The 25930-nt window shown below is 55.8% G+C and carries 18 protein-coding genes, 1 tRNA gene and 1 pseudogene; 5 read left to right on the top strand and 15 right to left on the bottom strand.

Annotation, left to right across the window (positions count from 1 at the left end; genetic code table 11):
* Window positions 1–77: 77 nt before the first annotated feature.
* Window positions 78–647, bottom strand: a complete 570-nt coding sequence (locus tag ACP8MI_RS03010) for a VanZ family protein (protein ID WP_284589996.1) — start codon at window positions 645–647, stop codon at window positions 78–80.
* Window positions 647–1516, bottom strand: coding sequence for a mechanosensitive ion channel family protein (locus ACP8MI_RS03005; RefSeq protein WP_284572446.1), 870 nt, complete (start codon window positions 1514–1516; stop codon window positions 647–649). Before ACP8MI_RS03005 ends, ACP8MI_RS03010 begins: the two co-directional genes overlap by 1 nt.
* Window positions 1517–1551: 35 nt before the next feature.
* Between ACP8MI_RS03005 and ACP8MI_RS03000 the strand changes: the two genes are divergently transcribed.
* Complete coding sequence (locus ACP8MI_RS03000; RefSeq protein WP_018121029.1) at window positions 1552–2031, top strand: DUF488 domain-containing protein; 480 nt, start codon at window positions 1552–1554, stop codon at window positions 2029–2031.
* A 16-nt stretch (window positions 2032–2047) separates the two neighbouring features.
* Here the strand turns inward: ACP8MI_RS03000 and ACP8MI_RS02995 are convergent.
* The 11 genes and pseudogenes from ACP8MI_RS02995 to ACP8MI_RS02945 form a co-directional block, all read right to left on the bottom strand.
* Window positions 2048–3816 (bottom strand): annotated as a pseudogene (locus tag ACP8MI_RS02995) (ABC transporter family substrate-binding protein).
* Between the two features lie 113 nt (window positions 3817–3929).
* Window positions 3930–5663 carry an ABC transporter family substrate-binding protein gene (locus tag ACP8MI_RS02990; protein ID WP_490290743.1) on the bottom strand — a complete coding sequence of 578 codons (1734 nt, stop codon included), beginning with the start codon at window positions 5661–5663 and terminating at the stop codon, window positions 3930–3932.
* 118 nt (window positions 5664–5781) lie between these two features.
* A complete protein-coding gene (locus ACP8MI_RS02985; RefSeq protein ID WP_018121026.1) occupies window positions 5782–7656 on the bottom strand; it encodes a dipeptide ABC transporter ATP-binding protein in 1875 nt (624 codons plus the stop codon).
* A complete protein-coding gene (locus ACP8MI_RS02980) occupies window positions 7653–8606 on the bottom strand; it encodes an ABC transporter permease (protein WP_018121025.1) in 954 nt (317 codons plus the stop codon). Before ACP8MI_RS02980 ends, ACP8MI_RS02985 begins: the two co-directional genes overlap by 4 nt.
* Before the next feature lie 2 nt (window positions 8607–8608).
* Window positions 8609–9592 carry an ABC transporter permease gene (locus ACP8MI_RS02975; RefSeq protein ID WP_284589997.1) on the bottom strand — a complete coding sequence of 328 codons (984 nt, stop codon included), beginning with the start codon at window positions 9590–9592 and terminating at the stop codon, window positions 8609–8611.
* Window positions 9593–9899: 307 nt separating this feature from the next.
* Window positions 9900–11579: a urocanate hydratase gene (hutU, locus tag ACP8MI_RS02970; protein WP_018121023.1), complete on the bottom strand. Its 1680-nt coding sequence runs from the start codon at window positions 11577–11579 to the stop codon at window positions 9900–9902.
* A 120-nt stretch (window positions 11580–11699) separates the two neighbouring features.
* On the bottom strand, window positions 11700–12449 hold the full coding sequence (locus tag ACP8MI_RS02965; protein WP_018121022.1) for an IclR family transcriptional regulator: 750 nt from the start codon (window positions 12447–12449) through the stop codon (window positions 11700–11702).
* 24 nt (window positions 12450–12473) lie between these two features.
* Window positions 12474–13832 (bottom strand): YjiH family protein, encoded by a 1359-nt coding sequence (locus ACP8MI_RS02960; RefSeq protein ID WP_018121021.1) that lies wholly within the window; start codon window positions 13830–13832, stop codon window positions 12474–12476.
* 181 nt (window positions 13833–14013) lie between these two features.
* Window positions 14014–15369, bottom strand: a complete 1356-nt coding sequence (locus ACP8MI_RS02955; RefSeq protein ID WP_049148645.1) for an MFS transporter — start codon at window positions 15367–15369, stop codon at window positions 14014–14016.
* Between the two features lie 132 nt (window positions 15370–15501).
* Window positions 15502–15578 (bottom strand) — tRNA-Met (locus ACP8MI_RS02950).
* 167 nt (window positions 15579–15745) lie between these two features.
* Window positions 15746–18751: a UPF0182 family protein gene (locus ACP8MI_RS02945; RefSeq protein WP_018121019.1), complete on the bottom strand. Its 3006-nt coding sequence runs from the start codon at window positions 18749–18751 to the stop codon at window positions 15746–15748.
* Between the two features lie 123 nt (window positions 18752–18874).
* On the opposite strand from ACP8MI_RS02945, the gene ACP8MI_RS02940 reads away from it, so the two are divergent.
* Together ACP8MI_RS02940 and ACP8MI_RS02935 are read left to right on the top strand one after the other, a co-directional pair.
* A complete protein-coding gene (locus tag ACP8MI_RS02940) occupies window positions 18875–19522 on the top strand; it encodes a PPA1309 family protein (protein ID WP_201809109.1) in 648 nt (215 codons plus the stop codon).
* Window positions 19523–19554: 32 nt separating this feature from the next.
* On the top strand, window positions 19555–20307 hold the full coding sequence (locus tag ACP8MI_RS02935; RefSeq protein ID WP_337891867.1) for a beta-N-acetylglucosaminidase: 753 nt from the start codon (window positions 19555–19557) through the stop codon (window positions 20305–20307).
* A 21-nt stretch (window positions 20308–20328) separates the two neighbouring features.
* Here the strand turns inward: ACP8MI_RS02935 and ACP8MI_RS02930 are convergent, their stop codons facing one another.
* Window positions 20329–21465: a YlbL family protein gene (locus ACP8MI_RS02930; RefSeq protein ID WP_174232090.1), complete on the bottom strand. Its 1137-nt coding sequence runs from the start codon at window positions 21463–21465 to the stop codon at window positions 20329–20331.
* A gap of 90 nt (window positions 21466–21555) precedes the next feature.
* On the opposite strand from ACP8MI_RS02930, the gene ACP8MI_RS02925 reads away from it, so the two are divergent.
* Window positions 21556–22956, top strand: a complete 1401-nt coding sequence (locus ACP8MI_RS02925; RefSeq protein ID WP_284589999.1) for a zinc-dependent metalloprotease — start codon at window positions 21556–21558, stop codon at window positions 22954–22956.
* A 64-nt stretch (window positions 22957–23020) separates the two neighbouring features.
* Window positions 23021–23953 (top strand): hypothetical protein, encoded by a 933-nt coding sequence (locus tag ACP8MI_RS02920; RefSeq protein ID WP_284590000.1) that lies wholly within the window; start codon window positions 23021–23023, stop codon window positions 23951–23953.
* On the opposite strand, the gene ACP8MI_RS02915 is transcribed toward ACP8MI_RS02920, so the two are convergent.
* Window positions 23880–25928 carry an ATP-dependent DNA helicase UvrD2 gene (locus ACP8MI_RS02915; RefSeq protein WP_284590001.1) on the bottom strand — a complete coding sequence of 683 codons (2049 nt, stop codon included), beginning with the start codon at window positions 25926–25928 and terminating at the stop codon, window positions 23880–23882. The genes ACP8MI_RS02920 and ACP8MI_RS02915 overlap by 74 nt on opposite strands.
* Window positions 25929–25930 lie beyond the last annotated feature (2 nt).

Below are 25930 nucleotides of genomic sequence, written 5' to 3'. Positions count from 1 at the left end.
ACCAAACGTTTATTACCTGTGTGCGCGAGCTGGGACGACGCTTGTATTCACTGCATGGGCCACCCCCATACGTGCAGTTAGTCCACGATCTTTTCCGGATCCCCGAGCCGCTCGCCAAGCCCCACCAGCACGGCAAAAACCGCAGCCAAAGCAAGTGAAATACCTGACCAGAACGGGTACAACTTGGGCCCAGCTGCCTTGGCCAGCAACGCGCCTAATAGCCCACCCAAGGTGTTGGCCAGGAGATCATCAATAGAGCTTCGTCCGACTGAAAACGCGTATTGTGCTAATTCGATACTGAAACTACACAGCGCAGCCAATACGGCAACTTTCCATACGCTTGCCCACCCAGTCCGCGATCCACCGCGCACTCGGCTGCTTCCCCGACGCGAACTTCCCGTGGCAAACACAATGAACAACAACGCACCAAAGGGAATGAATAAAGCGGTATTTCCGCCATACTCGAAGACACTGAGGAACCAGTTCGATGACGAGCGCCAGACATCGAGTGGTTCCAGGATGATCTCACGGACCCGTTGGTTGTCCGGGTCCCAGAGATAACCGATCTGATAGAAGCTTTTCAACAGAGTTAAAGCAATAACGACGGCCAACCAGGCCAGAAACGCGATTCGGTGCAGAGTTTTCATTAGTCTTTATTGTCGTTTTCCGGGCTGCGGGCGGAAACCTGCGATTGTTGCTGCTGCGACGAACGCACGCGCAAAGACTCCAGGCCGGTCGTCGCCAAGGGAATTTCTTCCCGGCGCATTGCTTCGAGCACCGCGGAGATCACTGCATCGGTGGCCTCGCGGGATTCCAGCCGCGTGGAACCAGACCAGAATAATAATTCCAGGCTGACGGTTTCGGTGCCCACTTCGTGGTAGTACGCGGTTGGTGCGGGATCGTGCAAGACGCATTCCACCGAATCCATCGCCGCAATGGCGGTATTTTTGGCTTTCGTGAGGTCAGCGCTCGTCGCTATATCAATCACTACCCGGGCGCGGATGGTTTCAAACCCGGTTTGCACGATGACTTCCCCGGAGTGCATGAGTGTATTCGGGATCACCACGAGCTGGCCGTCGAAACGCCTAATGCTCGTGGAACTGAGATAGATATAGGTGATGGTCCCGGCGTTATCACCCACCTGTACTTGATCGCCGACGCGGAATTGGTCGCGCGCGAGGATCATGATGCCCGCAAACATGTTGCCCAGCACCGTCTGGAAGGCAATACCGGCTGCGATGGAGACGACACCGATACCACCGAGAATGTCGACCGGGTTAATCGAAGGAAAGACCACCGTCATTGCGGCAGAAAAAGCCAATACTGCGATGATCCAGAACACCAAACGGCCCAATACCCTACGTGAACTGTGCACCCGACCGCGTGCCCGCAGATACAAACGCGTGATCGCAGTTGCGACGGCCGCGATGGCGAGGCCAATCAGCAGGGTGATCAGCCCCCGGAACACGCCATCCCAGGTAATTGTGCGGATGAGTTCTTCGCCAGGTGCATTCACGCCAAGTCCATTCACACTTCACTATCTTAGGGTTCATGAGTTCCCAAAATCGAGTGACAGATACCGACGGATCCATCACGGCTGTCCCCGTTGCCAGCTACCCGGTGCGTGGGCATGAGATCTTCTTATTCCGTGTCTTCGACGTTCGCGGCGAACAGGGTGGTGAGGGTACGGCGCGTCCAGCAGCATTTTCTGTGCTGGCCGACCGGCTGTGGCCGCGCGGGATCAGGAAGGAAGATCTGCAGCCAAACCTGTGGGATAAACAGCTGTGCCCGTCGCAGGAACTCCGAAAAGAATTCCACGACGGGCTGTCTTTCGACGAATTCAGCCAGCGCTACACGTCTGAGCTGGACCAGCGCGCTGCCGATGGCGAGCTTGCCGACGCTGTGACGACCTTGTCTAAAGCAGCGGGGCAAGGAAATATCGCGCTACTGTTCGCCGGCAAGGACACTGAGCACACCCATGCCCGTGTCCTGGCGCAATGGTTGGTCGATTCTATCGAGGACGGATCCTAGTTAAACGGGATCAAGCCTATTTCTCCCAGCCGATATTTTGCTTTTCCAGGACCGTGAATACCCGCGGCCCGTAGTTAGCCAAGCCGGATTTCACCGCGGTCATTTGTGGTCCGTTGGCATACGGCAGGCGGCCGTACTGCGCGAAGGCTTCTTTCTCGAGTTCGTTGGCGCGCATGCGCTGTTCGTCAGCGGTGTCGAGTTGCCGCATTTCTTCAATCTTGGCATCCATCTCCTCGGTGCCTGTGCGGGAAAGGTCCAGGTTGGAATCCGTCGAGAAAAAATACGAGAAATAGACCACGCCACTATCTGGCCCGGTCACGCCAACCCCGGAGAGGAACACATCAAAGTCTCGCTCTTCCAGGACATTCGCGAATTCGCTGCTCGGGCGCTCTTCAATGCGCAGCTCAACCCCGATCTCGCGCATCATTGCTTGCAAAGCGCGCGCAGTTGCCTTGGAAACGTCGTCATCTCCAATGAGGACATAGCGCAGGGAGAGCCGCTCACCATCTTTCGAGTAAAATTCTCCGTCCATCTCATAGCCAGCGGATTCCAGCAGCTGTTTCGCATTTTCTGGGTCATATTCCACAACCTCCGAGACGTTATCCTGGTATTCGTCCTGGATGGTCATAAACACCATCGAGCCAGGCATTTCTTCTTCATAACCCAGACCGTTAAAACGAATCTCTGCTAGCTGCTCACGGTCAATACCAGCAAGGATGCCGTGGCGCACGCCGAGATCAGCTAACTGGGGGCTTTCCGAGTTCAGCGAAAACATGCGCTGGTATGGGGTAAGCGAGGCCCGAATATCAACGTCGTTGCCCATCTGCTGAACGACGGCCAGGCTGTTTTTATCTGAAACATCCGCGGCATCAATTTCACCAGAACGGAAAGCATTGACCACGGCTTGTGACTCCAGCTGCCGCAGCGTTACCCGATCCAATTTCGGTTCATCGCCCCACCACTTGTCATTTGCTTTAAATACCACATTGCCGGCCTGGAAATCCGTGCTGGCAACGGTAAATGGTCCTGCGCCCCATTCCGGACGCACCTGGTTCAAATAACCTTCGTTGAATTCTTCCGGGGTATCAATATCCGGGTGCAGCAGAGTGGTGAATGGTTCTTCCCACCAGGGATAGATGGATTTATAGGTCACGACTGCGTGTTTCTCGCTGTCGCCGGCAACGACTGACTCCACTGAATCGTATCCATCGGTAGCAGCTGGTTGGAACTCAGTATTCTCTCCGTTGAGTGCTTTCCAGGTAGCTTCGAATGCACGCCAATCGATGGGAGTCCCATCGTTAAAGGTGGCTTCGTCGACTAACTCGTAAGTCACCACGGTTTTCCGTCGATCTCTTCGTGCGTGACATCCGTGAAATAATCCGGGTTGTATTCCAGGTTGCCGCCATCATCTAGCAAATAAAGTTGCGGGTTGTACCATTCCCACAAAGCAACCGTGTCCGAGGTGAAATTCGCATGCAGGGCATTTTGCTGCTCTGGGATTTCGCCGATAGGCAACCGCAGTTCACCACCGTCTTGCAGCTGGTCGCGGTCCACCGGGTGATAGTCGCCTTCCGGGTGTACATCAATTCCAGGGCCGTCGGCGGAATCAGCGTTGTCACCGCTGCTGCAGGCGGCCAAGGTTAGCGCGGCTATCGACAACAATCCCACGCCCGCTTTCCGCGCAGCTATTGTCCTGCCGTTACGTGCACCCGGGTTGATCTCGCCCGGTGAAATAGGTTGTTGAGGCTTTCCCGTCCTGGACAACGTGTGCTTTTCTTCAGTCATAACTTCTTCCTCTGAGGTCTCTGTCTGAAAACATGCACAACCGGCCCCATAACTTTGTGTGAATACACATCATGAGACCGGCTGGCATCATCGGCGAATGATTCTTCGGCGGCTTATTTCTCCCAGCCGATGTCTTCTTTCAGCATCGTCTTAAACGGTGCCGGGCCGAAGTTGGCTAGCCCCTTCTTGTACGCAGACATCTGTGGACCATTCGCGTATGGCAGGTGGCCGTAGCGCTCGAAAACTTCTGTTTCCAGTTCGTTGGCACGCTCGATTTGTGCTTCCTTGGTGTCCAACTGCTGTATCTCTTTGATCTTCTCATCGAATTCTGCAGATCCCGTGCTGAACAGATCCAGGTTGGAATCGCTGCCGAAGGATTGCTCGAAGTAGACGATGCCGCTGTACGGGCTGGTAACTCCCACGGCACTCAGGAAGAGATCGAAATCGCGTTCTTCCAGGATATTCGCAAATTCGCTGGCTGGGCGTTCTTCAATGCGCAGATCCACACCGATTGCGCGCAGCATCGATTGCACCGCAGAAGCTGTGGACTTCGAGACTTCATCGTCACCGACCAAAACGTAGCGCAGGGAGAGTTTCTCGCCATCTTTTTCGTAGATGCCGTCGCTACCCTCGGAATATCCTGCATCTTCCAGCAGTTTCTTCGCGTTTTCTGGGTCATATTCGAGAACGTCTGACAGGTTGTCTTGGTAGTGATCTTGGAAGGTCAGCGCCGACAACGATCCCGGCATCTCTTCTTCATAGTCCAAACCGTTGTACCGAATTTCGGCTAACTGTTCGCGGTTGATACCGGCAAAAATGCCATGGCGCACCTCAGGATCAGCTAACAGCGGGCTTTCTGAGTTCAACGAGAACAAAATATACGACGGACGCAGAGCTGCACGGATGTCGATGCTATCGCCCATCTGCTGTGCGATGGACATATTGTTCTTGTTTCCCACACCCGCTGCATCGATCTCGCCTGAGCGGAAGGCGTTGATAGTGGCCTGCGATTCCAGCTGCCGGTAGGTTACACGATCCAGCTTCGGCTCCGGGCCCCACCATTTATCGTTCGGTTCGAAAACCACATTGCCCGACTGGAAGTCTACTGAGGCCACGGTGTACGGTCCTGCACCCCATTCTGGATGCAACTGGTTGAGATATGCCTCGTTGAATTCTTCTGGGGTATCGACATCGGGGTGCAGCAGCTGCGTGAATGGTTCTTCCCACCACGGATAAATCTGCTTGTAGGTAACCACAGCTTGCTTCGGGGAGTCGCCTTCTTTCACAGACTCGACAAGGTTATAGCCATCGGTTGCTGCAGGCTGGAACTCCGGGTTTTCCCCGCTCATTGCCTTCCAGATCGCTTCAAAGGCACGCCAGTCGATCGGGGTACCGTCGTTGAACGTTGCTTCATCAGTGAAGTTATAGGTCACCACCGTTTTGCCATCAACCTCTTCACTGCTGACAGAATCAAAGTAATTCGGGTTGAATTCCACCTCGCCCTTGTCGTCCATGATCGTCAGCTGCGGGTTATACCAATCCCACACCGTCGAAGTATCAGAGACCATGTTGGCGTGCAGCGTATTCTGTTGTTCCGAAAGTTCCCCCAATGGCAGACGCAATTCGCCGCCATCTTGCAGCTGGTCGCGGTCAACCGGGTTGTAATCACCCTCTGGGTGCACCTCCACGCTGGCGCCATCGCCGTTGCCGCCCCCGGAGGCATTCGACCCACCATCTGAGCTGCACGATACCAAAGTCAGTGCGAGCACCGACATGGCGCCAATACCGATCTTTTTCATCCTGCCAGCGTTCTTACCGTCAGCCTTTTTGACCACAAAACCAGACATGCTATTCATGGAGACTCCCTCTACTAGTGAAGCAAACTGTACAGAATATATTCTGTGAGTTAACGCTCATTGAATTATAACTATGAGTTAGCGCAATTGAGAACTTTTGCGCAGAATATTATGCAGAATCTTTTTGTCTCCGCGCGACCTCCGGATCCGGGATTGGGATAGCGCTGAGCAATTTCCGCGTGTACTCATGCTGGGGATTATCGAAGATTTCATCCGTAACGCCTTCTTCCACAAACGCACCCTCGTACATCACGGCCACCCGGTCTGAAAGGTGACGCACCACAGACAAATCATGTGCGACAAACAAATAAGCGATCCCGAGCTTGCGCTTGAGGTCTTCCAGAAGGTTGATCACACCAGCTTGAATAGACACATCCAAGGCTGAGACCGGCTCATCGAGCACGATCACCTTCGGGTTCGTCGCCAACGCGCGAGCCAGCCCGATACGCTGCCGCTGGCCACCGGAGAAATGGCTCGGGAATCGATCCAGATGGTCAGCATTCAGGCCCACCAACTCCATCAGCTCAATGACGCGATCATCGACATCACCGTCGAAGCCCAAGGAATTCAACGGCTCGGCAATCACTTCCCGCACAGTCAGACGTGGGTTCAACGAACTCATCGGATCCTGAAACACGATTTGCAGTTGCTTCCGCGCTTCCCGACGCTGCGCCGCTGAGAATTCATTCGCATCCGCGCCGTCCAGAAGCACCTGACCGTTTTCCGGCTCCAAGTCCATAATCTCCAGCAGCGTGGTGGTCTTGCCGCAACCAGACTCGCCGACGATCGCCATGCATTCGCCTTCACGGATTTCGAAGCTGATGCCGTTGACAGCTTTGACCGTACCGACGCGACGCTTGACCAAAGCACCTTTCAACAACGGGAATTCCTTATGCAGGTCTTTAACCGCAAGCGCAATCTTGCGTTCCTCGCGCGGGACATCCCCCAGCACATCAGCGCTGAGTTTTGGCACCGGATACATCTGCTGACCGTCGATTTTTCGGTCCGTAATGTGCTCAGAACGAATACACGCCGTACTTTGACTCTGATTACTCTTCAGCGGCAGCAGCTTCGGTTCAGAATGTAGACACTCGTCGGTCGCTACCGGGCATCGCGGGGCAAACTGACATTTATCCTCGAGGTTCACCAACATCGGTGGATTTCCCTCGATGGGAATCAGCGGATCCTCCGACGACGCATCGGGACGCGGGGTTGATCCCAACAGCCCGACGGTATACGGCATCCGCGGGTTGGCGAACAAGTCATGGACCTCGGCGCGTTCTACTGGACGCCCGGCGTACATCACCATGACATCGTCGGCAGTTTCTGCGACCACCCCCATGTCATGAGTGATCATGATCGTGGCCGCCCCAGTTTCTTTCTGCGCAACCTTAATAACATCCAAAATCTGTGCCTGGATGGTCACGTCCAAGGCCGTAGTCGGCTCATCAGCGATCAAAAGCTTGGGATTATTCGCAATCGCAATGGCGATAACCACGCGCTGGCGCATACCACCGGAAAATTGATGCGGAAAAGATTTCAACCGTAACTTCGGTTCATTAATCCCGACTAGTTCCAGCAGCTGCGCGGCCTGGTCCAGCGCGACGCGTTTGCTGACTTTTTGGTGCGTCTGGATAGCTTCGACCAGCTGGGTACCAATATCGAACACCGGGGTCAGCGCCGACAACGGATCTTGGAAGATCATGCCGATGTCTTTGCCCCGGATTTTCGACATCTGCTTGTCGTTTTTCTCCAATAGCTCGACGCCATCGAATTCCACGGAGCCGGCAACCTTGGCATAGTCCGGCAACAACCCCATGATTGCCATGGAGGTAACGGATTTTCCGGAGCCGGACTCTCCCACGATCCCCAAGGTCTTGCCGGGCAAAAGATCGAAATTGACTCCACGCACAGCGTTAACGGTTCCGGCCTCAGATGGGAACGAGACGCTGAGATCAGTAACAGACAAAATAGGAGAGGTCATGCTTTTCCTCCAGAATTAGAGTTTGGATCAAGTGCGTCGCGCAAACCGTCACCGATAAACGCCATGGACACAGTCAGCAAGGTCAACACACCGGCTGGGAAGTAGAACTGCCACGGCGATGCATTAATCACATTCACGCCGTCTTGCAGCATGGTTCCCAGAGAAACGTCGGGAAGCTTAATACCCAGGCCCAAAAACGACAGCGCGGTTTCTGACATGACGGTGCCGATCACGCCGAACACGAATTGGATGATCAACAGCGAGCCAATATTCGGCACTAGGTGTCGCAAGACGATGCGTGGCCGGGAAACACCCATGTATTTTGCAGCGCGCACATAATCCAGCTCGCGCAAAGTCAACGCCAGCGACCAGATAACACGCGCCGGATACATCCAACCGAAGATTGCCAAAACGATGATCAGCAGCTTCCAGTCCCCGCCGGAGCCGGAAACCACCAAGGCAATGATCAAAAACGACGGAATAGCCAGCAAAAAGTGGATCGCAGCCATCACGACCTTTTCGACAGGCCCGCCCCACAAAGCAGCACCGGCTCCAATCAATGCGGATGCCACGGAGGTCAGCGCAGAAACCACAATCGCGATTGTCAACGAACGCCCGAGACCATGAACCACCTGCGCGTAAATGTCATTACCGGCATCGTTCGTGCCGAACCAATGCTCCGCGCTTGGCGGCTCCGAAAGATTCAAAAAATCCGGCTCATAGTAGTCCCACTGGGTAAAATAGCCGCCGATCGTCGACAAGAAAATTAAGCCCAGCAGGATTAACAGACCGACGGTGGCGAGCTTGTTGCGGAAAAACCGGCGGGTATACAGCTTCCACCGCGACGTACCACGCTTTTTCGTGCCATCGCCGACTTTGGTGGCTTGTTGTGCCCCGCCCAATGGTGAACGGCTTTCGGTGTCAATGTTGGTGTCTTGTGGATTAGTCATGGCTAGCTCACCCGTACCCGTGGATCGATGGCGACAACGACGAAGTCCGCCAGGATTGCAGAAAAGGCTGTCGAGGCAGCACCGAAAGCGGCGACGGCAACGACACCGTTGATGTCGTTATTTGCGATGGTGTCCAGGAAGTACTTCCCCATCCCCTGCCACGCAAAGATCTTTTCGGTCATAACAGCGCCGGTAAAAATCCCCGGAATAGAAAACGCCACCGAGGTAGCAACCGGGATGATCGAGGTGCGCAACGCGTGTCGGCGAATCGCCACCCCTCGTGGAAGTCCTTTCGCGCGGGCGGTACGGACATAATCGGCATTGAGGTTATCCAGCAGCAGGGTGCGCTGAGTCATGTGATAACCGGCATAAGAAATAAACACCATCGCAATCGTGGGCAAGGTCAGGTGCTGCAGGATATCGATGAGCGTCGGGAAAAATCCTTCGACGTGGATCGAGCGGGCGCCGATCACGTAAAAGACACGTTGACCGGTCCATTCATTGATTTTCAGACCAAAGCCCACGACGACGATCGAAGCCACGACGATGTGCGTATTCATCGCGATGATCGAAATACCTTGCCAAATGCGGTCACCGGCTTTGTACTGTCGGGATGCGGTGTAAACACCGATGGCTACACCAATCACGATGGACAGAATCGTGGCTAGCAAAAGCAGCTGCGCAGAGACCCAGATTCGATAGCCAACTTCGGCATTGACATCCGCGCCCACTGGTGATGAGCCCCAATCCCAGTGCAACACAACATTGCTAAGCCAGTTCCACCAACGTTCCAAAATAGGTGTCGACGGGCTTAAGTTATAGGGCTCCAGCATGGAGTCAATTTGCTCTTCGGGTATCGGCGGTCGCCGTGTTGCGTAATTCGACCTAGGGTCCAAAAAGGCAGAGGCCAGAAAGTACGTCAGGTTGGTCGCCAGAAAAATAACCAGCATCCACCCCGTTACTTTCTTGAATAAGTAGCGAAACATACACTCTCCACTGAAATCCTGCGAGCACAGCCACCGCACCTTTGTAGGATGACAAAACCAAAACTACGGTGCGTAAGTTATATCACATGAGACTTGCCACAATACAAAGCAGTCAGTGACACAAACCTGTTCTAATGGCGTTTTAGCTCACAGCAGGAGAATATAAATAAATAAACCCCCGTTTGGCGACACACTGCACGCAGCCAGCGGCAGCCAAACGGGGGTGAGCAAAAACGAACACAGCGACGTTTCTGCCCGCCGTTGGTGGAGCTAGTTTTTCTAGAGTTTCTAGACTTCCTGACCTTTTCTAGCTCTCACGGGACTTAAATGGAGATGGCACGCGCACGCCGCGCTCTTCTGCGACCTCATTAGCCCGGTTATAACCGGCGTCGACGTGGCGGATCACACCCATCGCAGGGTCGTTGGTCAACACGGCTTTCAGCTTTTTCGCAGCCAGCTCGGTACCGTCTGCCACCGTGACCTGGCCACAGTGGATAGAACGGCCCATACCAACGCCGCCGCCGTGGTGCAGGGACACCCACGTGGCACCACCAGAGGTGGCGGTCAGCGCGTTAAGCAATGGCCAGTCAGCAACAGCATCGGTACCGTCCAGCATACCTTCGGTTTCGCGGTACGGCGAAGCCACCGAACCGGAGTCCAGGTGGTCGCGGCCAATAACGATCGGCGCTTTGACCTTGCCTTCTGCTACCAGCTTGTTGAACAGCAAGCCAGCCTTGTGGCGCTCGCCGTAGCCTAACCAGCAGATACGTGCTGGCAGACCTTCGAATTCCACGTATTCTTCGGCAGCATCCAGCCAGTTGTGCAGGTGCTCGTTATCAGGGAACAGCTCCTTGATGGCTTGGTCAGTGACCTTAATATCTTCTGGGTCGCCCGAAAGCGCCACCCAGCGGAATGGTCCAAGCCCCTCGCAGAACAACGGACGGATATACGCCGGGACGAAGCCTGGGAACTCGAATGCGCGGTTGTAGCCAGCGTGCCGGGCTTCGTCACGAATGGAGTTACCGTAGTCGAAGACCTCTGCGCCTTCGTCCTGGAATTCCACCATCGCTTGTACCTGGGCGGCCATGGATTCCCGAGCTTTTTTGGTGAAGGTCTGCGGGTCAGCCTTAGCCTCCCGGTGCCACTCATCAACGGAGTGCTCTACCGGCAGGTACGACAACGGATCGTGCGCGGAAGTCTGATCAGTCACGATGTCGACGGTCAGCTCACCAGCACGGTGCCGCTTGAGCACCTCCGGGAAAATTTCTGCTGCGTTACCGACGACACCGATGGTCAGCGCACGCTTTTCTTCTTTGGCTTTATTAGCCATCTCAATGGCTTCGTCCAGCGACGTAGTGACCTCGTCGAGGTAGCGTTTGCCTTGCCGACGCTTCAATCGGGTCTCATCAACATCGGCGATAATGCACACGCCACCGTTGAGTTTCACGGCCAGTGGCTGTGCTCCCCCCATGCCGCCACAACCGCCGGTCAGAGTCAACGTGCCAGCCAGGGTGTCGTTGAAACGTTTGGTGGCAACAGCCGCAAAAGTCTCGTACGTGCCCTGCAGGATGCCCTGGGTAGCAATATAAATCCAGGAACCAGCAGTCATCTGGCCGTACATCATCAGGCCTTCGTCGTCGAGCTTGCGGAAGTGCTCCCAGTTAGCCCAATCCCCCACCAGGTTTGAGTTAGCGATCAATACGCGCGGAGCCCATTCGTTGGTGCGCAGCACGCCGACCGGCTTGCCGGACTGTACCAGCAAGGTTTCATCAGCCTCCAGGTCTTTCAACACGTCGACGATCGCGTCGAAAGATTCCCAGTTGCGGGCTGCTTTACCGGTACCGCCGTAGACCACGAGATCTTCCGGACGTTCCGCAACCTCTGGGTCCAGGTTGTTCATCAACATGCGCAGCGGCGCTTCAGTCTGCCACGATTTTGCGGACAATTCGGTTCCGCGTGGGGCGCGAATTTCACGGGGTTGCGACATTTTATCGGCGTCCTTTCACTCAAACACTTCGTTCTTGCTGTTTAATTTAGGAGTTTTCTAGATCACACAACAGACTCTCGACGGCGAATGTGTCTGAAATCCGAGACGGGCACATGCAACTTAGTCGCCTCGGTTGCCGTACATGCGCGCAGAAATCTCTAGAGCAGCAGTGCGCAACTGCTCGCGCAATTGCGCACTTTGCCCATCACGTAGGCTATCGACGGGATAAGTCACAGCCAGCGCAGCCGCAGGCCGTTGCAAGTGATCCAATACCGGAACCGCAACGCTGGCTTGCCCACGGCTGACTTCTTGCACCTCCACGTCAAAGCCGCGCTCGCGGACGTCGGCAAGATGTTTTTGGAATGCACCCCAACCCTCTGCCGGATCTGACGCCGAATACACCGCGCGATACTCCGTTTCCGGCAAATGCGCGAGCATCGCCCGACCTGACGCCGTGCCCACCGCAGGCAACCGGACCCCCACCTGACTAATCAGCGACACCGCCCGTGGGGCGCGAGTTTCTTGAAGATACACAATTTCCGTCGCAGACAGGCGCGAGAGATGCCCCGAACCGCCCGCGAAACTCGCAAGTTTCTCTAGGTACTTCTGACTCAAACGCACCAACGGCTGCTGCGTGGTATAAGCATTCGCCATAGAATACGCGGCCAAGCCAAGCCCATAGGTGCGCTCACCTGCAAGGTGAACGACGAACCCCGCCTCGACCATCTCCGATAACAGGTGGTATGTAGTCGAGCGCGGAATGCCCAGTTCACGATGGATGCGCGCGGCGGAAATCGGCACATCGATGGTAGAAAGCAGCCGCAAAATATCAAGCGTGTGGCGTGCTGCGGGGACCTGCGGGGAATTCATGATTTTTCAGACTAACGAATGGTGTTACAACAACAGATACGCAATTGGGGTGGCAATCAGAATGGTCAAAGCCACTCGCTGGAACCAAATGATGACGATAGCAGTGAGCGAAATTGGGATGCGGGTGGCCATGATGCACGGAATCAGTGCGGAGAAAAAGATGATCATCGAGATGGAGACCAAGCCGACGACGAACTTCGCAATCATGTCCTCCGAACCCGCCATGCTGGCGGCAGGCAGGAACATCTCCGCGATACCAGTGGCCATCGCCTGGCTGGCATCCATGGTTTCCGGCAGGCGCACGACCCAAGCGAAGGGATAGAACAAGTAGCCGATCCATTCAAATACCGGGGTGAAACGCTCCAACAAAATACCGCCAAGGCCAACAGAGAGAATTGACGGCACGATAGCACCGGCCATTTTGATGCCATCGACGAAGCTATCGAGCACCGCACGCCACAGGCTCGGAGCGTTTTCCAGGGTATACAAGGCTTCGTTCCACGCGGCCTTGATTCGGCTACCGCTGACGGTCGACTCTGGCTCCGGAGTCGCGCCCTCGTGATAATCATCCGGAATGCGGGACAGCGGCGGAATACGCACGGTGATGGCAGTGACCAGGAAGGTCACGACCAAGGTGGTGAAAAAGAAGGTGGTCCAGATTTCCATGAGGCCAAGTGCATTAGCGACAATGACCATAAACGCTGCCGAAACCGTCGAAAAGCCAGTGGCGATGATAGCGGCTTCTTTCGCGGTATAGCCACCGCGCTGATAAACGCGGTCTGTGATCAAGATACCCAGCGAATACGAGCCGACGAACGAGGCCACCGCATCGATGGCCGAACGACCCGGGGTTTTCCACAGCGGACGCATGATCGGCTGCATGAGCACCCCGATAAATTCCAAGAAACCATAGCTGACCAGCAACGCCAGGAAGGCCGAGCCGATCGGAACAATCAATCCAACCGGAGTAGCAATCTTTTCCCAGAGGAATGGCACCAGGTCTTCGTCGCCAAGTACCCACGGCAGCGCATCCAACACTGCCAACACCGCGATGATAAAACCAATGACATTCGTGACGACGAAAATCGCAGCGAGCGTGCCTTCTTTCCAGTCTTGGTTATAGATGGAACGCGCAGCACCAAAACCGGCCAGCGCCAGGATGATCCATGGGACGATGGCGGGCACACTATCCCGCACGATCGTGACCATGTGGTCGAGCGGGATCGAGCTTTTGTCTTGGTAGGTCAGTGGGAAGAAAAAGACGAACGCACCGATGGCGCTGTAGACAAACAACCGCCAGATATTTTTCGGCACCGGTGGGTCAGTATGCCCAACGCTTGGCACGTTGGTGACGTGCTTCGGTTCTGGAATGGTCGGCGACACGGCTATTCCCCTTTGCTCGACAGCTGGACTCAGCAGCTGGTTGCTCGTTACTACGTATTCACTGTTTCCGCGTCACATACCGTGGGTCGTGCGGGATAGATCGGCGGAATGAGTGATACCGATAACATTAGATTTTGTTGAACAGTGTGAGCAAGGCAATACAAAGGGTGCGAGTCTGGGATCACAGATTTTCGGGGTCTTCGTGGTCTCCGGTGTCGCCGCCACCGTTATCGCCGTCCGGTTCCTCATTACGCATCGCACGCACCTCCCGAGAGCCAGCCAGCAATAGCCAGCCCACAATCCCGGTCCCAATAACAACGGCCGCAAACCAGAAACGAGTACCAGATTCCACCATGGTGCCCGCAAGTGTCGGTACAACGACGCTGATAGCACTGCTAACCACGATAAAAATCGCCATCACGCGCCCCTGTAAATCCTGTGGGGTGACAGCAAAAACGTGGCCAAACAGGGCTGCATTTAATGCCGTCGACGGGAGCATACACGCCAGGCTCACCACCAGCATGACCCAGGGGCTGGCAGCCAAAAACAAAAACACGGCGAAGAAGACCAGCATGCTGCCTAGTCCAACGACAACCAGCAAACCAGGTGAATATCGATCCGTAAGCCACGGCACCAAAGCACTGCCGAGCAACGAACTGATGCTGAATCCTGCCATCACCAAACCGATAAGCCAGCCCGGCTCACCTGCATCTGACAGATAAAACGTGGTCCAGGAAAACGTACCGAAAACAAATAAGTTAATTAACGGTGCGCTGAGCAGAATCCGAAACAGCGCGTTACGTTCACGCAAAAATCTCCACGCCGGCCCATACCCGCCACTCAGCTTCGTAGTGAGGTTTCGCCGCCACCCCGTTGGTGGGCTATCGTGTGTTTCCGTCTGCTCTTCATCGCCCAGGCCAACTCCCTTTTCCTTATTCGGCCCCAGTGGCGTGCGAATTGCTAAAGCATTGATATAGAAACCGAGATTGCAGAAAAACTGCACCACAAATGGCGCTGGTGCCAGCACAGAATATAAAGCACCGGAGACCGGGCTGGCAGCGATCGATATCGTCGACTCCCGGGCTTCTGCAGCTCCTACTGCCCGAGGAAATTGCTCCGGAGAAATCACATTTTTCAGCGCGGCATCCATGACCGGGTCGAGCACACCCGTGATAGCACTACTAATCAGCACGAAGCTAGAAATTGCCACGACGGCAGCCTGCGTCGTCCAGTTTGCATAAAAATAACCACTCACGGTTATGGCAATCCCTAGCGAACATATGATGACGACTGGCGAAAACACCTTGAATAAGCTTCGGCGCTGTACGCTATCCGCAAGCGATCCGCCTACCGCTGATCCGAGGATGCCCAACAAACTAACGACAGAAAAGAACAGTCCCGCGGTTGCCACAGAGTCAAAGATCTCGACCGCCAGCAACATAGTCGCCAGACCCATGCCAGCAGATACCGACAGTAACGTTTCGCCAACAAACCAGCGACGATAATCCTTGACGTGAAAAGGGTTCTTATCTGCCATCCATGTAGCATACATCACAGATAAGACGCCATGTCATCGGGTTAAAGGGTTATACGACCCCCGAATCCAAGGAAGCCCGCATACGAAGAATCCCCAGCGGCGCTAAGCACCACTGGGGAATCCGTTGAATATTGGTAGCGGGGACAAGATTCGAACTTGCGACCTCTGGGTTATGAGCCCAGCGAGCTACCGAGCTGCTCCACCCCGCGTCGGATGATATTCAATTCACCTGCCAGCTTAAAGCTTTCGCCTTTGCGATCTCTCGCTCGCTGACATCATGTAACTATACATACCATCGCTAGATATGCCAAATCCCACTGTACGCTGGGCGCACAGCGGGATTATCGGCGTTGTACTGGCTCTAGATCGATGAACCTTAGTTCTGCGACTGGTAGTTTTCTACCGCCCGATCCAATCGATCCAGTGCGCGTCCGTATTCCTCGAAGGAACCATCACGTGCTTTCTCTAACTCCCGGAGCGCATCGTTAATGGCACCGACGCCGTCACCACTCGCCGGCGGAGTTGGGCCGGAACGCCCAGAAGAATCACGGCCACTGTCGGCATCATCATCCGAACCAGAAGCAGAAGACTCCGCCCTATCTGCCGAATCTGCATCGCCGTCGTCGCTCGAGGCAGCACCATCGCCGTCGACCAGATCAATATCCTGCGCTGCCTGGGAGTCAATGCCTACCTGCTCCAGTGCCTCACCGATGGTTGGCGCATAACCAATGCGGCCCTTGTACGAAACCAGAACACGCAGCAACTTCGGGAAGGCCGAGTCCTGGTCCTTACGCTCTGCGTAAATCGGCTCCAAGTAAAGAATCTCACCGCCGCCGACCGGCAAAGTTAGCAGGTTACCGTTGTACAGCTCGTTGGTGCGCTCCCACAGACCGCGGTCACGCGCGACCTGGTCAGACGACATCATCGCATCCTGCGCCTGGCGCGGACCCTGCGTCTGCGTGTTCGTCGGCAGCACCCGCACGGTGATGTCACCGTAGTTATCCGGATCAGACGTTACCGTCATATGTGCCGAGAGGAATTCACGCTCCAGACCACGGAATGGCGTCACCATCTGGAAGCTGGACTTGTCCGGGTTTTCTGGGTCCGCGGCCATCACGTAATACGGAGGCTGCGGCAATTCTTGGGATTCCGGCTGGGTTGGGTCCAGTGGAACCGACCAGAAGGCGTCGTTGGAGAAGTACACCCCTGGGTCATCCACGTGGTAGCGGGCCAGCAGGTTACGCTGCACCTTGAAAATGTCCTCTGGGTAGCGGAAGTGCGAACGCAACTCGTCAGAAATCTCGGATTCATCCTTCACGGTGTCCGGGAATACCCCGCGCCACGCATCCAGTACTGGATCCTCCGTATCAAACTCATAGAGCTCCACGGTGCCGTCGTAAGCATCCACGGTGGCTTTCACCGAGTTCCGGATATAGCCAATGCGATCATTAATCAGGCGCTGCTCCGTGCCCTCTGGGTTCAGCGCGTCGCGAGTAGCCTGCGACAACGACATTTCCGTGCTATATGGCATCGCATCCAGGGTGGTGTACCCATCTACAATCCATTTGATCTTGCCGTCAATCACCGCCGGGTAGGTGTGGGAATCAGTAGTCAACCACGGGGCGACCTTTTCGACGCGGGCACGCGGGTCACGGTCATACAAAATCTTCGATTCCGCACCAACGCGATCCGAGAGCAGGAAGTTCATCTCCTGGTATTTCGCGGCATAGATCGCACGAGAGAACCAGTTCCCAATGCCAACTCCACCTTCGCCGGTATAGGTATACGACGAATTATCAGTGTCATATTCCACGTCATTGCCGTTGCTGCCGACAATCGCATAATCCAGCCCATCGTCGGCCGAAGCAATCACAGGACCGTAGTACACACGCGGCTGATCCACCTTGATGCCGAGTTCTTCGGCATCTTCGTCCTCAGCCCGGGAAGCCAAGGTCTGCAAGTCAGAAACCGTATATACCGGGAAACCACCACGGGTAGAACCAGCGGATTCTGCAGCCTCGTTAATGGTGTTAGCCTGTGCCGCAACAAAACCGTTGCCATGGGTATACACCGTGTGGCGGTTGATCCAGGAACGCTGGTTTTCCCGCAGTGCATTAGGATCCAGCTCACGAGCAGCCACGACGAAATCGCGTTGTTCGCCGTCGATCTCATAGCGGTCCATGGACAGCACATCCGGGAAACCGTAGAAGTTACGCAACTGCTGTTGCTGGGTAAAGGTTGGTGCCAGAATGTCTGGATCCAGCAAACGAAGGTTGGAAATCGTGTTTTCATCCGCAGCGACGTCGTCGTCAGAAACGTCCCCCGCGCCCCAGTTGGTCTCATACTCCACGTTGGTTTCGTCGATGTTGTAGGCGAAGCGGGTGGCATCGATATTGCGTTCAATCGACTGCGCTTCTTTCAACGCGCGGTTCGGCTGCACGGAGAACTGCTCCATCAACATCGGCCACGCGGTACCGACAGCGATGGAGGTCACCAGCATCAGCACCACAGCCAGCCCCGGGATGCGCAGATCCTTGATCACGATAGCCATGAAAAATGCCACCGCCACCAACGCAGAAACCACGATCAAAATGATTTTGGCTGGCAAATCCGCATGCAGGTTGGTAAACGATGCACCAGCGAAAATATCGTGCTGGTTGAACAAAATCGTGTAGCGATCCAAGAAATAGCTAGCAACCTGGACCAACATCCACAGACCCGCAATGACGGCCAGCTGAATACGTGCGGGCTTCGATACCGATCCCTTCACGCCTGCCGCCTGGCTGCCAACGCGGATACCACCCAAAATGTAGGAGCCCACCAGCGACACCAAGAAGCTGACGATCAGCAGCACACTCAGCGAGGACACCAGAATATTCAGCAGCGGTAAGTTAAAGGCATAAAAGCCTAGATCCATACCAAATTCTGCATCTTCACGGCCAAAATCACCGCCATTCAAAAACAGCAGGACGGTGCGCCAGTAGGCCTGGCCCATGAATCCTGCTGCAATCGCAATGACGATCGGTGCGCCGTAGAGGAACTTGCGCATCGTCGCGGCAATAGAATCGCGGTACTGATACACCGGCGAGTTCATATCTGCCATTGAGACATCGCTCGGACGGTTTTTCCACGTGAGCCAACCGACCAGGAAGGTCACAAGCCCAGCGATAATACCGAAGGCAAAAAACAAAATGATGCGGGTGATGATCGCGGTCGTGTACACCCCGCGGAAATCAACCTCACCAAACCACTGCCAGTCGGTATACAGTGACACCGCGAGCGGGCCGAACGCGAAGAGCACCACGATAATGCCCACGAACCACGACAAGATGCGCGGCGGCTTACGCAGATTAGTTGACGGTTGGTTAAGGCTGCCAGCCAAGTCCAACTCCTTTAAAATTATCGAAAAATGGAAAGCGTTATAGTGATCTAGCTTAGGCAATAGTAGGCCGAAACAAAAGAACCAGCCGATCAAACCGCATCGAACCACAAGGATTGATTTCTGATGAATAAGCAGCAGATAACCCAGCCAATGCTCAATCGCGCGATGATGGAAGCCGTCGACTTCATTCACCCCGAGGGCTGGGATTGCCCACCGACCCTGTTTGCGTTGGTACCAACCCAGTTATTGGCCCAGCATGCCGTGGATGTCGACGACGATTCTCCGCTAACCCTCGTTGTCCAAGACGATCTGCCTAGCAATATCGAGCCAGGCTCCGAGCACCTTGCCGACTATGTCTCGCGGGTTATCTGGCCGGACAATGTCGTCGGTGCGGTTTTAGCCCAAGAAATCAAGTTCAAAGACACCGCAGATTCACGGGATTCTTCCCCGCGGCCTGCGCGTTTGTTCTCGGGCGTGATTCGGCACGATTTTGCCGCCACCAATGATTCTGCTCTAGTTGTCGACGACTTGCTTGCCGACGACTCCGATGATGGAAGTGCTGGCACTGTTCATTCGGACACTGCGCATACCGCAGAACCAGAAGGTATCGAGCAAACCTTATTGCAACTGCGCCCTACCGAAAAAGAGCTTGCCGACGCCGGCCCATTCGCCGAAGATGATATCCAGCTGCGCGGTGGCCCAGGAATTGCTCCAGGAGTTATTGCTGCATTGCGGCATGGGCTCGACCAGAACGGCTATGACGTACTCTAGAGTCTCAATAGTCTCAACAAAAGGTTGAAACTTTGCCGAACCCGGGAGTTTTCGTGTCCGCCATGTTTTCTGCTCGCACGTTCACCACACGAGCCGCCACCCTAGCTGCCACCGCAGCCCTACCACTAGTACTCGTAGCGTGCGCTTCTGATGAGGGCAGCACCGATAAATCGGCGCAACCAGGTACTTCTACCACGACGGCAACGTCGACCAGCAGTGCTTCCAGTAGCGAAACCACCACCAGCAGCAGCACGTCGGCAAGCAGCACAACCACCGGTGCTTCTTCTACTAGTGCCACCACCAGCGCCTCTGGCGACGCCAGTTCAGCCGCAACCAGTGCAGGAGTTGCCGCAGACAAATCGGCAACCCCGACTACGACGTCGGCGCGGTCAACCCAAGCTAACAACTCCGCTGAGCTGCCGGAATCAGTAGAAAACGCCTACGAGATTTTTGGTGACCTGGTTCCGCGCTCGCTATTCGAAGAATTCGACTCCTGCGAAGCCGTCGGCATGCAAAGCTATTACAACTGCACCGGATCCGTCGGGCAGTTCCAATTCACCGAATCGAAATCCAAGGCAGTGTCCACACTGCAGACGTTAACCGAACTACGTACCTCGCAAGTCGTGGACGATTCCGGCGAGCGCGTCGTGGGTTGGTCTTCTTTGGGATCCACCGCGATCATCACGGTGGTGAACACCGAGTCCGGCCTGGTCATGCAGCATATGATCTCGGCTGATGCCGAAGAACCAGAACAGAAGATTAAAGAGCTAGGCCTGGTGAGCTAACCACAGCTCGACATGAGCTAACTAGAGCTCAACCGCACAGGTTTCGACATCCTTGCCCTGGGCAAAAGCCTCCATCGCAGCGATGGCGTCGTCCAGGGTATTGACCTTCGCGATGACCATATCGCCATGGTCCACACTGGTGGCTTCCGCACAATTTTCCGCGGGCGCCAAAAACAGTTCCGCACCAACTTCATGCGATTTCGCCACCTTGTGGGCGATTCCGCCAATGGGCCCCACCTGCGCGTTCGCGGCAATAGTTCCCGTGCCTGCGACAAACTTTCCGCCGGTGAGATCGCCTTCGCTGAGTTTATCGATGACGGCCAAGGAAAAAATCATGCCCGCCGACGGCCCACCAACATCCTGCAGGTTATACGTCACATCGATATCCGCATCCGGCACTGAAGTCATAGTAATCCCCAACAGTGCTTCGCCTGCTGCATGAGGGTTTTCCAGCAATTCGATATCTTCATCGTGCTTCTCGCCGTCACGCTCGAACTCCAGACGGATCGTCTCACCCGGCTGATGCGAACGCACCGCGCTTTGCACATCCTCGGGTGCAGTCACCTCACGGCCATCGACTTTCACGAGCACATCGCCGTCGGCAAGCTGCTCGCTGCCAGCAGAAATATCGAGCACCTGGGCAATCGCAGTACTTGTCGGAATATCCAGGTAATTCATCGCGGCCACGGTCGCAGCGTCCTCCGATGCCGTAAACGCTGCTTGGTTTTGTTCCTGGAATTGCTCACGATCCGTACCCGGCGGATAAATCTTTTCAATCGGAACAATAGTGTCATCCGAGCCGATCCAACGCCCGAACGCCTGCACCACCGTCATGTTTGTGCGCACGGAGACAGTCGTCATATTGAGGTTTCCGGCGGGGTTTTCATCCACCTCATACTGCTCGCCGGCGTCGACGTCGACAACAGGTGTGCCACTGACATCGCTCAAGGTATTAAACGTCGGCCCCTTGCCCTCAGCGGCATACGGCACGGCCAGAGAGATATTGGTACCGGGAATATGATCCATGCTGACCAATCCGCCCACAATCACGACGGGGATGGCACCAAGCGCGACCTGGCTTACGCGCGGTGTTTTCTTCTTGCCGGCGTTGCCCGTTCGGGGAGTGTTCTCCGTGCGGGAATCTACAGCGTCATTCACCCCTCAAAGACTACCCTGTTCGCTCACAGCGTTGTGCTTTTCCGCGCCCGACGCAAGCACACGCGCCACCATGTTCTGTAGGTTGGAGACATGACTAACGGATTCGGATTTTCCTTTCCCACTAGTGGCAACGGTGATGACGACGATGACCGGAACCACAACGGCCGTGGCGGTGGTCCCGGCGGCCTTGGCGATATGCTGAACCAATTCGGCCAGATGCTGTCTGGCATGGGTTCGTCGATGAATAACAGCAACGACGACTCCCCCGTTAATTACGACATGGCCAAGCGTATTGCCGGCCAGCAGATCAAATCTGCATCGAAAATTTCCACCCAAGACACCACCGCGGTGGAAGAAGCAGCCCGGCTGGCAGAACTCTGGTTAGACGACGCCACTGACTTGCCGACGGCCAACAACCGCATCTCCGCCTGGAACGCAGAGGATTGGTTGCAGCAGACGATTCCAATGTGGAAGCGCTTTGTCGATCCCGTAGCGAAACACATGAACGAAGCCCAGCTGGAATCCATGCCGGAAGAAGCTCGACAGATGATGGGCCCCATGTCGAATATGATGAGCCAACTTTCTGGCATGAACTTTGGCATGCAATTGGGCCACGCATTAGGTGACCTGGCAAAACAGGCTCTGACTGGTTCGGACTTCGGCTTGCCGGTGGCCCCCAGCGGCACCACGGCCGTGTTGCCGCACAATATCCAGTCCATCGCCCGCGATCTTAACGTGAAAGGCCAAGAGGTACTGGTCTATATCGCTGCCCGGGAAGTCGCGCGCCAACGCCTGTTTAAGCACGTGCCGTGGTTGAGTGAGCGTTTGGTCTCATCGGTAGAAGAATATGCGGTCGGTTTGGTCATTGACACCAGTCATATTGAAGAAGCCGCTCGCGACCTCAACCTGGAATCTGGGGATCCCCAATCAATTCAGGATGCCATGCAGAATTTGCAGGGTATGGATCTATCGCCACGGATTACCTCGCGGAATACCGCTGCGGTGGCCCGCTTAGAAACCTTGCTGGCGTTGATCGAAGGCTGGGTGGAATTCGTCGTTGGTGAAGCCTTGCAGGATCGCATTCCATCCACCCAGGCCATGGCAGAAGCGTGGCGACGTCGTCGGGCCTCCGGTGGTTCTGCAGAACAAGCCTTCGAAAAGGTCGTCGGCATTGAGCTCAGCGCACCACGGGTGAGTGACGCTGCCGAGTTGTGGCGCCGCTCTACCGTTGCGGTCGGCGTGGATCGGCGCGATTCGGTATGGGAGCACCCGGACTTTTTGCCGCAGCCTGAGCACCTGGATAACCCAGCTGCCTTTATCGATGGTTTACTGGATGAAAGCGGTGACCAGGAATTTGAGGCGGAGTTCGCCAAACTGGAAGAAATGCTGCGCAGTGAGGGCAGCAGTGAAGGCGGCGGTGAAAGCGGCAGTGAGAACACTGGTACCGACGCTGATTCGCACGACTCAGGTGATTCTGATGACGAGCGTTAGCAGCTCGCGTTAATCTGAATATGGTCTAAGTTACGCCGCACAAACTCTCGGGGGGGGGATTTGTATGGGAGGCGAGCAACACCGGTTTTATTTCGCACCTGGTGTGCGCGTTGTCCAACGAGATGAACACTGCCTGCAATTCGGTGTTGATTCCACCCGTGTAGGCATCATCGAAACCGCACGGCCCGATGCGTTCGCAGCGGGCCTGCACCAACTTCCTCGCGTTTTTAGCCGCGAGGATTTTTCCATGGCATCCCACTACGCGGACCTTGGCCAATCCGCAGCACATAGCTTATTTGATGACTTGCTGGCCTACGGCATTATCCGATCGGCAGCGCCCAAGCCCGTCATAGTATTCGGAACCAGCCCGCTGGCAACAATGGTGCGCAATAGCCTGGCCGAGGCCAATTTTCTGGTCCGATCTCCGCTTCCGGGCGAACCAGAAGAAACCTACCTCAGCATGCAAAATGCGAAAGACAACAATATCCCGTTGGTCATCGTGGATAAGCTCGCAGATACCACGGGCCTTTCGCCGATGTTGTTATCGCTAGCTCGCACCTGGATTCCCGTATCACTCATCGATGCCACCAGCGTGGTCGGCCCCATTCATGTCGACGGTGTGGGTCCGTGCCCGCTGTGCATGGAATTGCATCGCACGGACCGGGATCCCACGTGGCATGCCGCGGCACAAGGCTTACGCCAAGGCACCACACAACCCTCACAGGCAGGACACCACTTCCCTACCGCAGCGGCGCATCTCGCCATCGCGCAGGTCATCGTGGTATTGGAAACGCTCTACGGGCTGAGCCCGCCGCCTGGTGCCCTACCGCACCGGCTGCACCCGGGCGAGCTCTACGAATTAGATCCTTATGCCCGCCCACAACAGCGCATTATCGATAACCACCCGCGGTGCCCGGAGTGCTTTATGCATACTGGCGGACGATATCCAATAAGTCCTGGCCAAACAGCTGGGCTTTCTTCCGACCTATCCCACTGATGGCGTAGAGTTCATCCACCGTCATCGGTAGTGCTTCGCTGACGGCTTGCAGGGTGGCATCGGAAAAAATGATGTACGCAGGAACCTGTTCCTCTTTGGCTACTCGTGCCCGCCAGCCGCGCAGCTGCACGAATAATTCCTCATTTCCGGGAGATTCACACTCAGTATGCCTGCCGACGACTTTCTCGCCGGGAGTAGTCAGCGCTTGTTTACACACCCGGCATTTTTTCGTCTTCCGCACTCGCGCCGCAGATGGTTCTTCAGCCTGCGATGCCGCGACGAGCCCGTCAAGAAACCTCGTGCGCTTACGGCTAGCCCGCCCACCTTCTTGCCGGGCCGGTGCCCACGACAACGCCAGGTGCTTCCGGGCGCGGGTAATGCCGACATAAAACAGGCGCCGTTCTTCCTCGATCTGCTCGTCACCGGCATCAATCGCGTAGCGAAAAGGCAACAAGCCTTCAGTCAGGCCCGCCAAAAAGACCGCATCCCATTCCAGACCCTTGGCAGCGTGCAAGGTCACCAACGTCACGCTATCGACGGTCGGCGGCTGTTTATCCGCGGCGCGGCGCCGCAGCTCTCCCAGGACAACTTCCAAAGAATCGGTATCGCGCATCTGCACAATCTCTTCGACAAGATCCACCAATGCCCGCAACAGTTGCCAGCGCTCTCGTTCCTGGGCGCCATCGGGTTCTTGGGCAGAATAACCTAGCGGGGCCAAGGCAGCGCGGGTAATCGCGACTGGATCCGGCGGCAAATTAGGTTTCAGGTTCGCCCGAATCAACTGCTGTATGGCATCCAGGATGACTCGGTTATCGAAAAAGCTGGCGCCTCCGCGAACCTGGTAGGCGATACCGGCGTCGGCAAGAGCTTGTTCCAGCACTGCGGATTGCGCATTAATGCGGTAGAGCACGGCAATTTCTTTGGCCGGAACGCCTTGTTCCATCAAAGTGAGGATTTCCCCGGCGATCTCGCGGGCTTCCACCGGATCGGATTCATATTCCTGAAACGTCGGCTCCGGCCCCGGTTCACGCATACCCTGTAGCTCCAAGCGCGTACCCGCGATGCGACCTTGCGCGGCACCGATGACCTGGTTCGCCAGACCCGTAACCTGTGGGGTCGAGCGGTAATCGCGCTGCAGCTTGACGACGTGCGCGTTGTCGAAATGGCGTGGAAAGTCCAACAAATACTGCGGGGTTGCCCCGGTAAACGAATAAATCGTCTGGTTTGCATCACCAACAACGGTGAGGTCATCACGGTCTCCCAGCCAGCCTTCCAACACACGCTGCTGCAGGGGCGTGACGTCCTGGTACTCGTCAACGACGAATGTGCGGTAGCGTTCCCGGAATTCCTCTGCCACCGCCGGAGCGTTTTCCATGGCACCAGCGACATGCAACAAGAGGTCGGAAAAATCCAGGTGCATGCCTTCGTCGTTGGTTTTCAGCTGCTCATAGCGACGATAAACTTCCGCGACTTGTTCCGCTGGCAGGGGTGGAGTCCGGGAAATGCTATCGACGTATGCGGCATAGCCGTCGGCGCCTAGCAAGCTTGATTTTGCCCATTCGATCTCATTGAGCAAATCGCGAATGGTGTCTTTGCTCGGGGTATTCGTCACAGAGCGGGCAGCACGGGCTACCACCGGAAACGAACTGTCGAGAATTTTCCACTTCAGATCTCCAGCAATTTGCGGCCAAAAATAGCGGAGTTGGCGCAGCGCCGCGGCGTGGAAAGTCATTGCCTGCACTCCACCGATATTCATGCTGGCCAGGCGGTCCCGCATCTCGCCGGCTGCACGGGAAGTATAGGTCAGTGCTAAAACGCTGTTGGTGGTAGCGAATCCCTGGTCAATCAGGTGTGCGATGCGATAGGTGATGGTGCGGGTTTTCCCAGTCCCGGCACCGGCGATGATCGCAACCGGTCCTCGTGGAGCTGTGGCTGCGGCACGCTGGTCGTCGTCAAGCACTTCCAGGTTCACCATGG

The organism is Corynebacterium sp. LaCa_70, assembly GCF_058182015.1.
The sequence above is the reverse complement of the archived record's forward strand: the minus strand, read 5'-3'. Positions and strand labels throughout refer to the sequence as shown.

Coding starts and splice junctions, on each gene's coding strand:
- ACP8MI_RS03010 (WP_284589996.1), bottom strand. CDS start 647: ATGAAAACTCTGCACCGAATCGCGTTTCTGGCCTGGTTGGCCGTCGTT.
- ACP8MI_RS03000 (WP_018121029.1), top strand. CDS start 1,552: ATGAGTTCCCAAAATCGAGTGACAGATACCGACGGATCCATCACGGCT.
- ACP8MI_RS02990 (WP_490290743.1), bottom strand. CDS start 5,663: ATGTCTGGTTTTGTGGTCAAAAAGGCTGACGGTAAGAACGCTGGCAGG.
- ACP8MI_RS02985 (WP_018121026.1), bottom strand. CDS start 7,656: ATGACCTCTCCTATTTTGTCTGTTACTGATCTCAGCGTCTCGTTCCCA.
- ACP8MI_RS02980 (WP_018121025.1), bottom strand. CDS start 8,606: ATGACTAATCCACAAGACACCAACATTGACACCGAAAGCCGTTCACCA.
- ACP8MI_RS02975 (WP_284589997.1), bottom strand. CDS start 9,592: ATGTTTCGCTACTTATTCAAGAAAGTAACGGGGTGGATGCTGGTTATT.
- hutU (WP_018121023.1), bottom strand. CDS start 11,579: ATGTCGCAACCCCGTGAAATTCGCGCCCCACGCGGAACCGAATTGTCC.
- ACP8MI_RS02965 (WP_018121022.1), bottom strand. CDS start 12,449: ATGAATTCCCCGCAGGTCCCCGCAGCACGCCACACGCTTGATATTTTG.
- ACP8MI_RS02955 (WP_049148645.1), bottom strand. CDS start 15,369: ATGGCAGATAAGAACCCTTTTCACGTCAAGGATTATCGTCGCTGGTTT.
- ACP8MI_RS02940 (WP_201809109.1), top strand. CDS start 18,875: ATGAATAAGCAGCAGATAACCCAGCCAATGCTCAATCGCGCGATGATG.
- ACP8MI_RS02925 (WP_284589999.1), top strand. CDS start 21,556: ATGACTAACGGATTCGGATTTTCCTTTCCCACTAGTGGCAACGGTGAT.
- ACP8MI_RS02920 (WP_284590000.1), top strand. CDS start 23,021: ATGGGAGGCGAGCAACACCGGTTTTATTTCGCACCTGGTGTGCGCGTT.
- ACP8MI_RS02915 (WP_284590001.1), bottom strand. CDS start 25,928: ATGGTGAACCTGGAAGTGCTTGACGACGACCAGCGTGCCGCAGCCACA.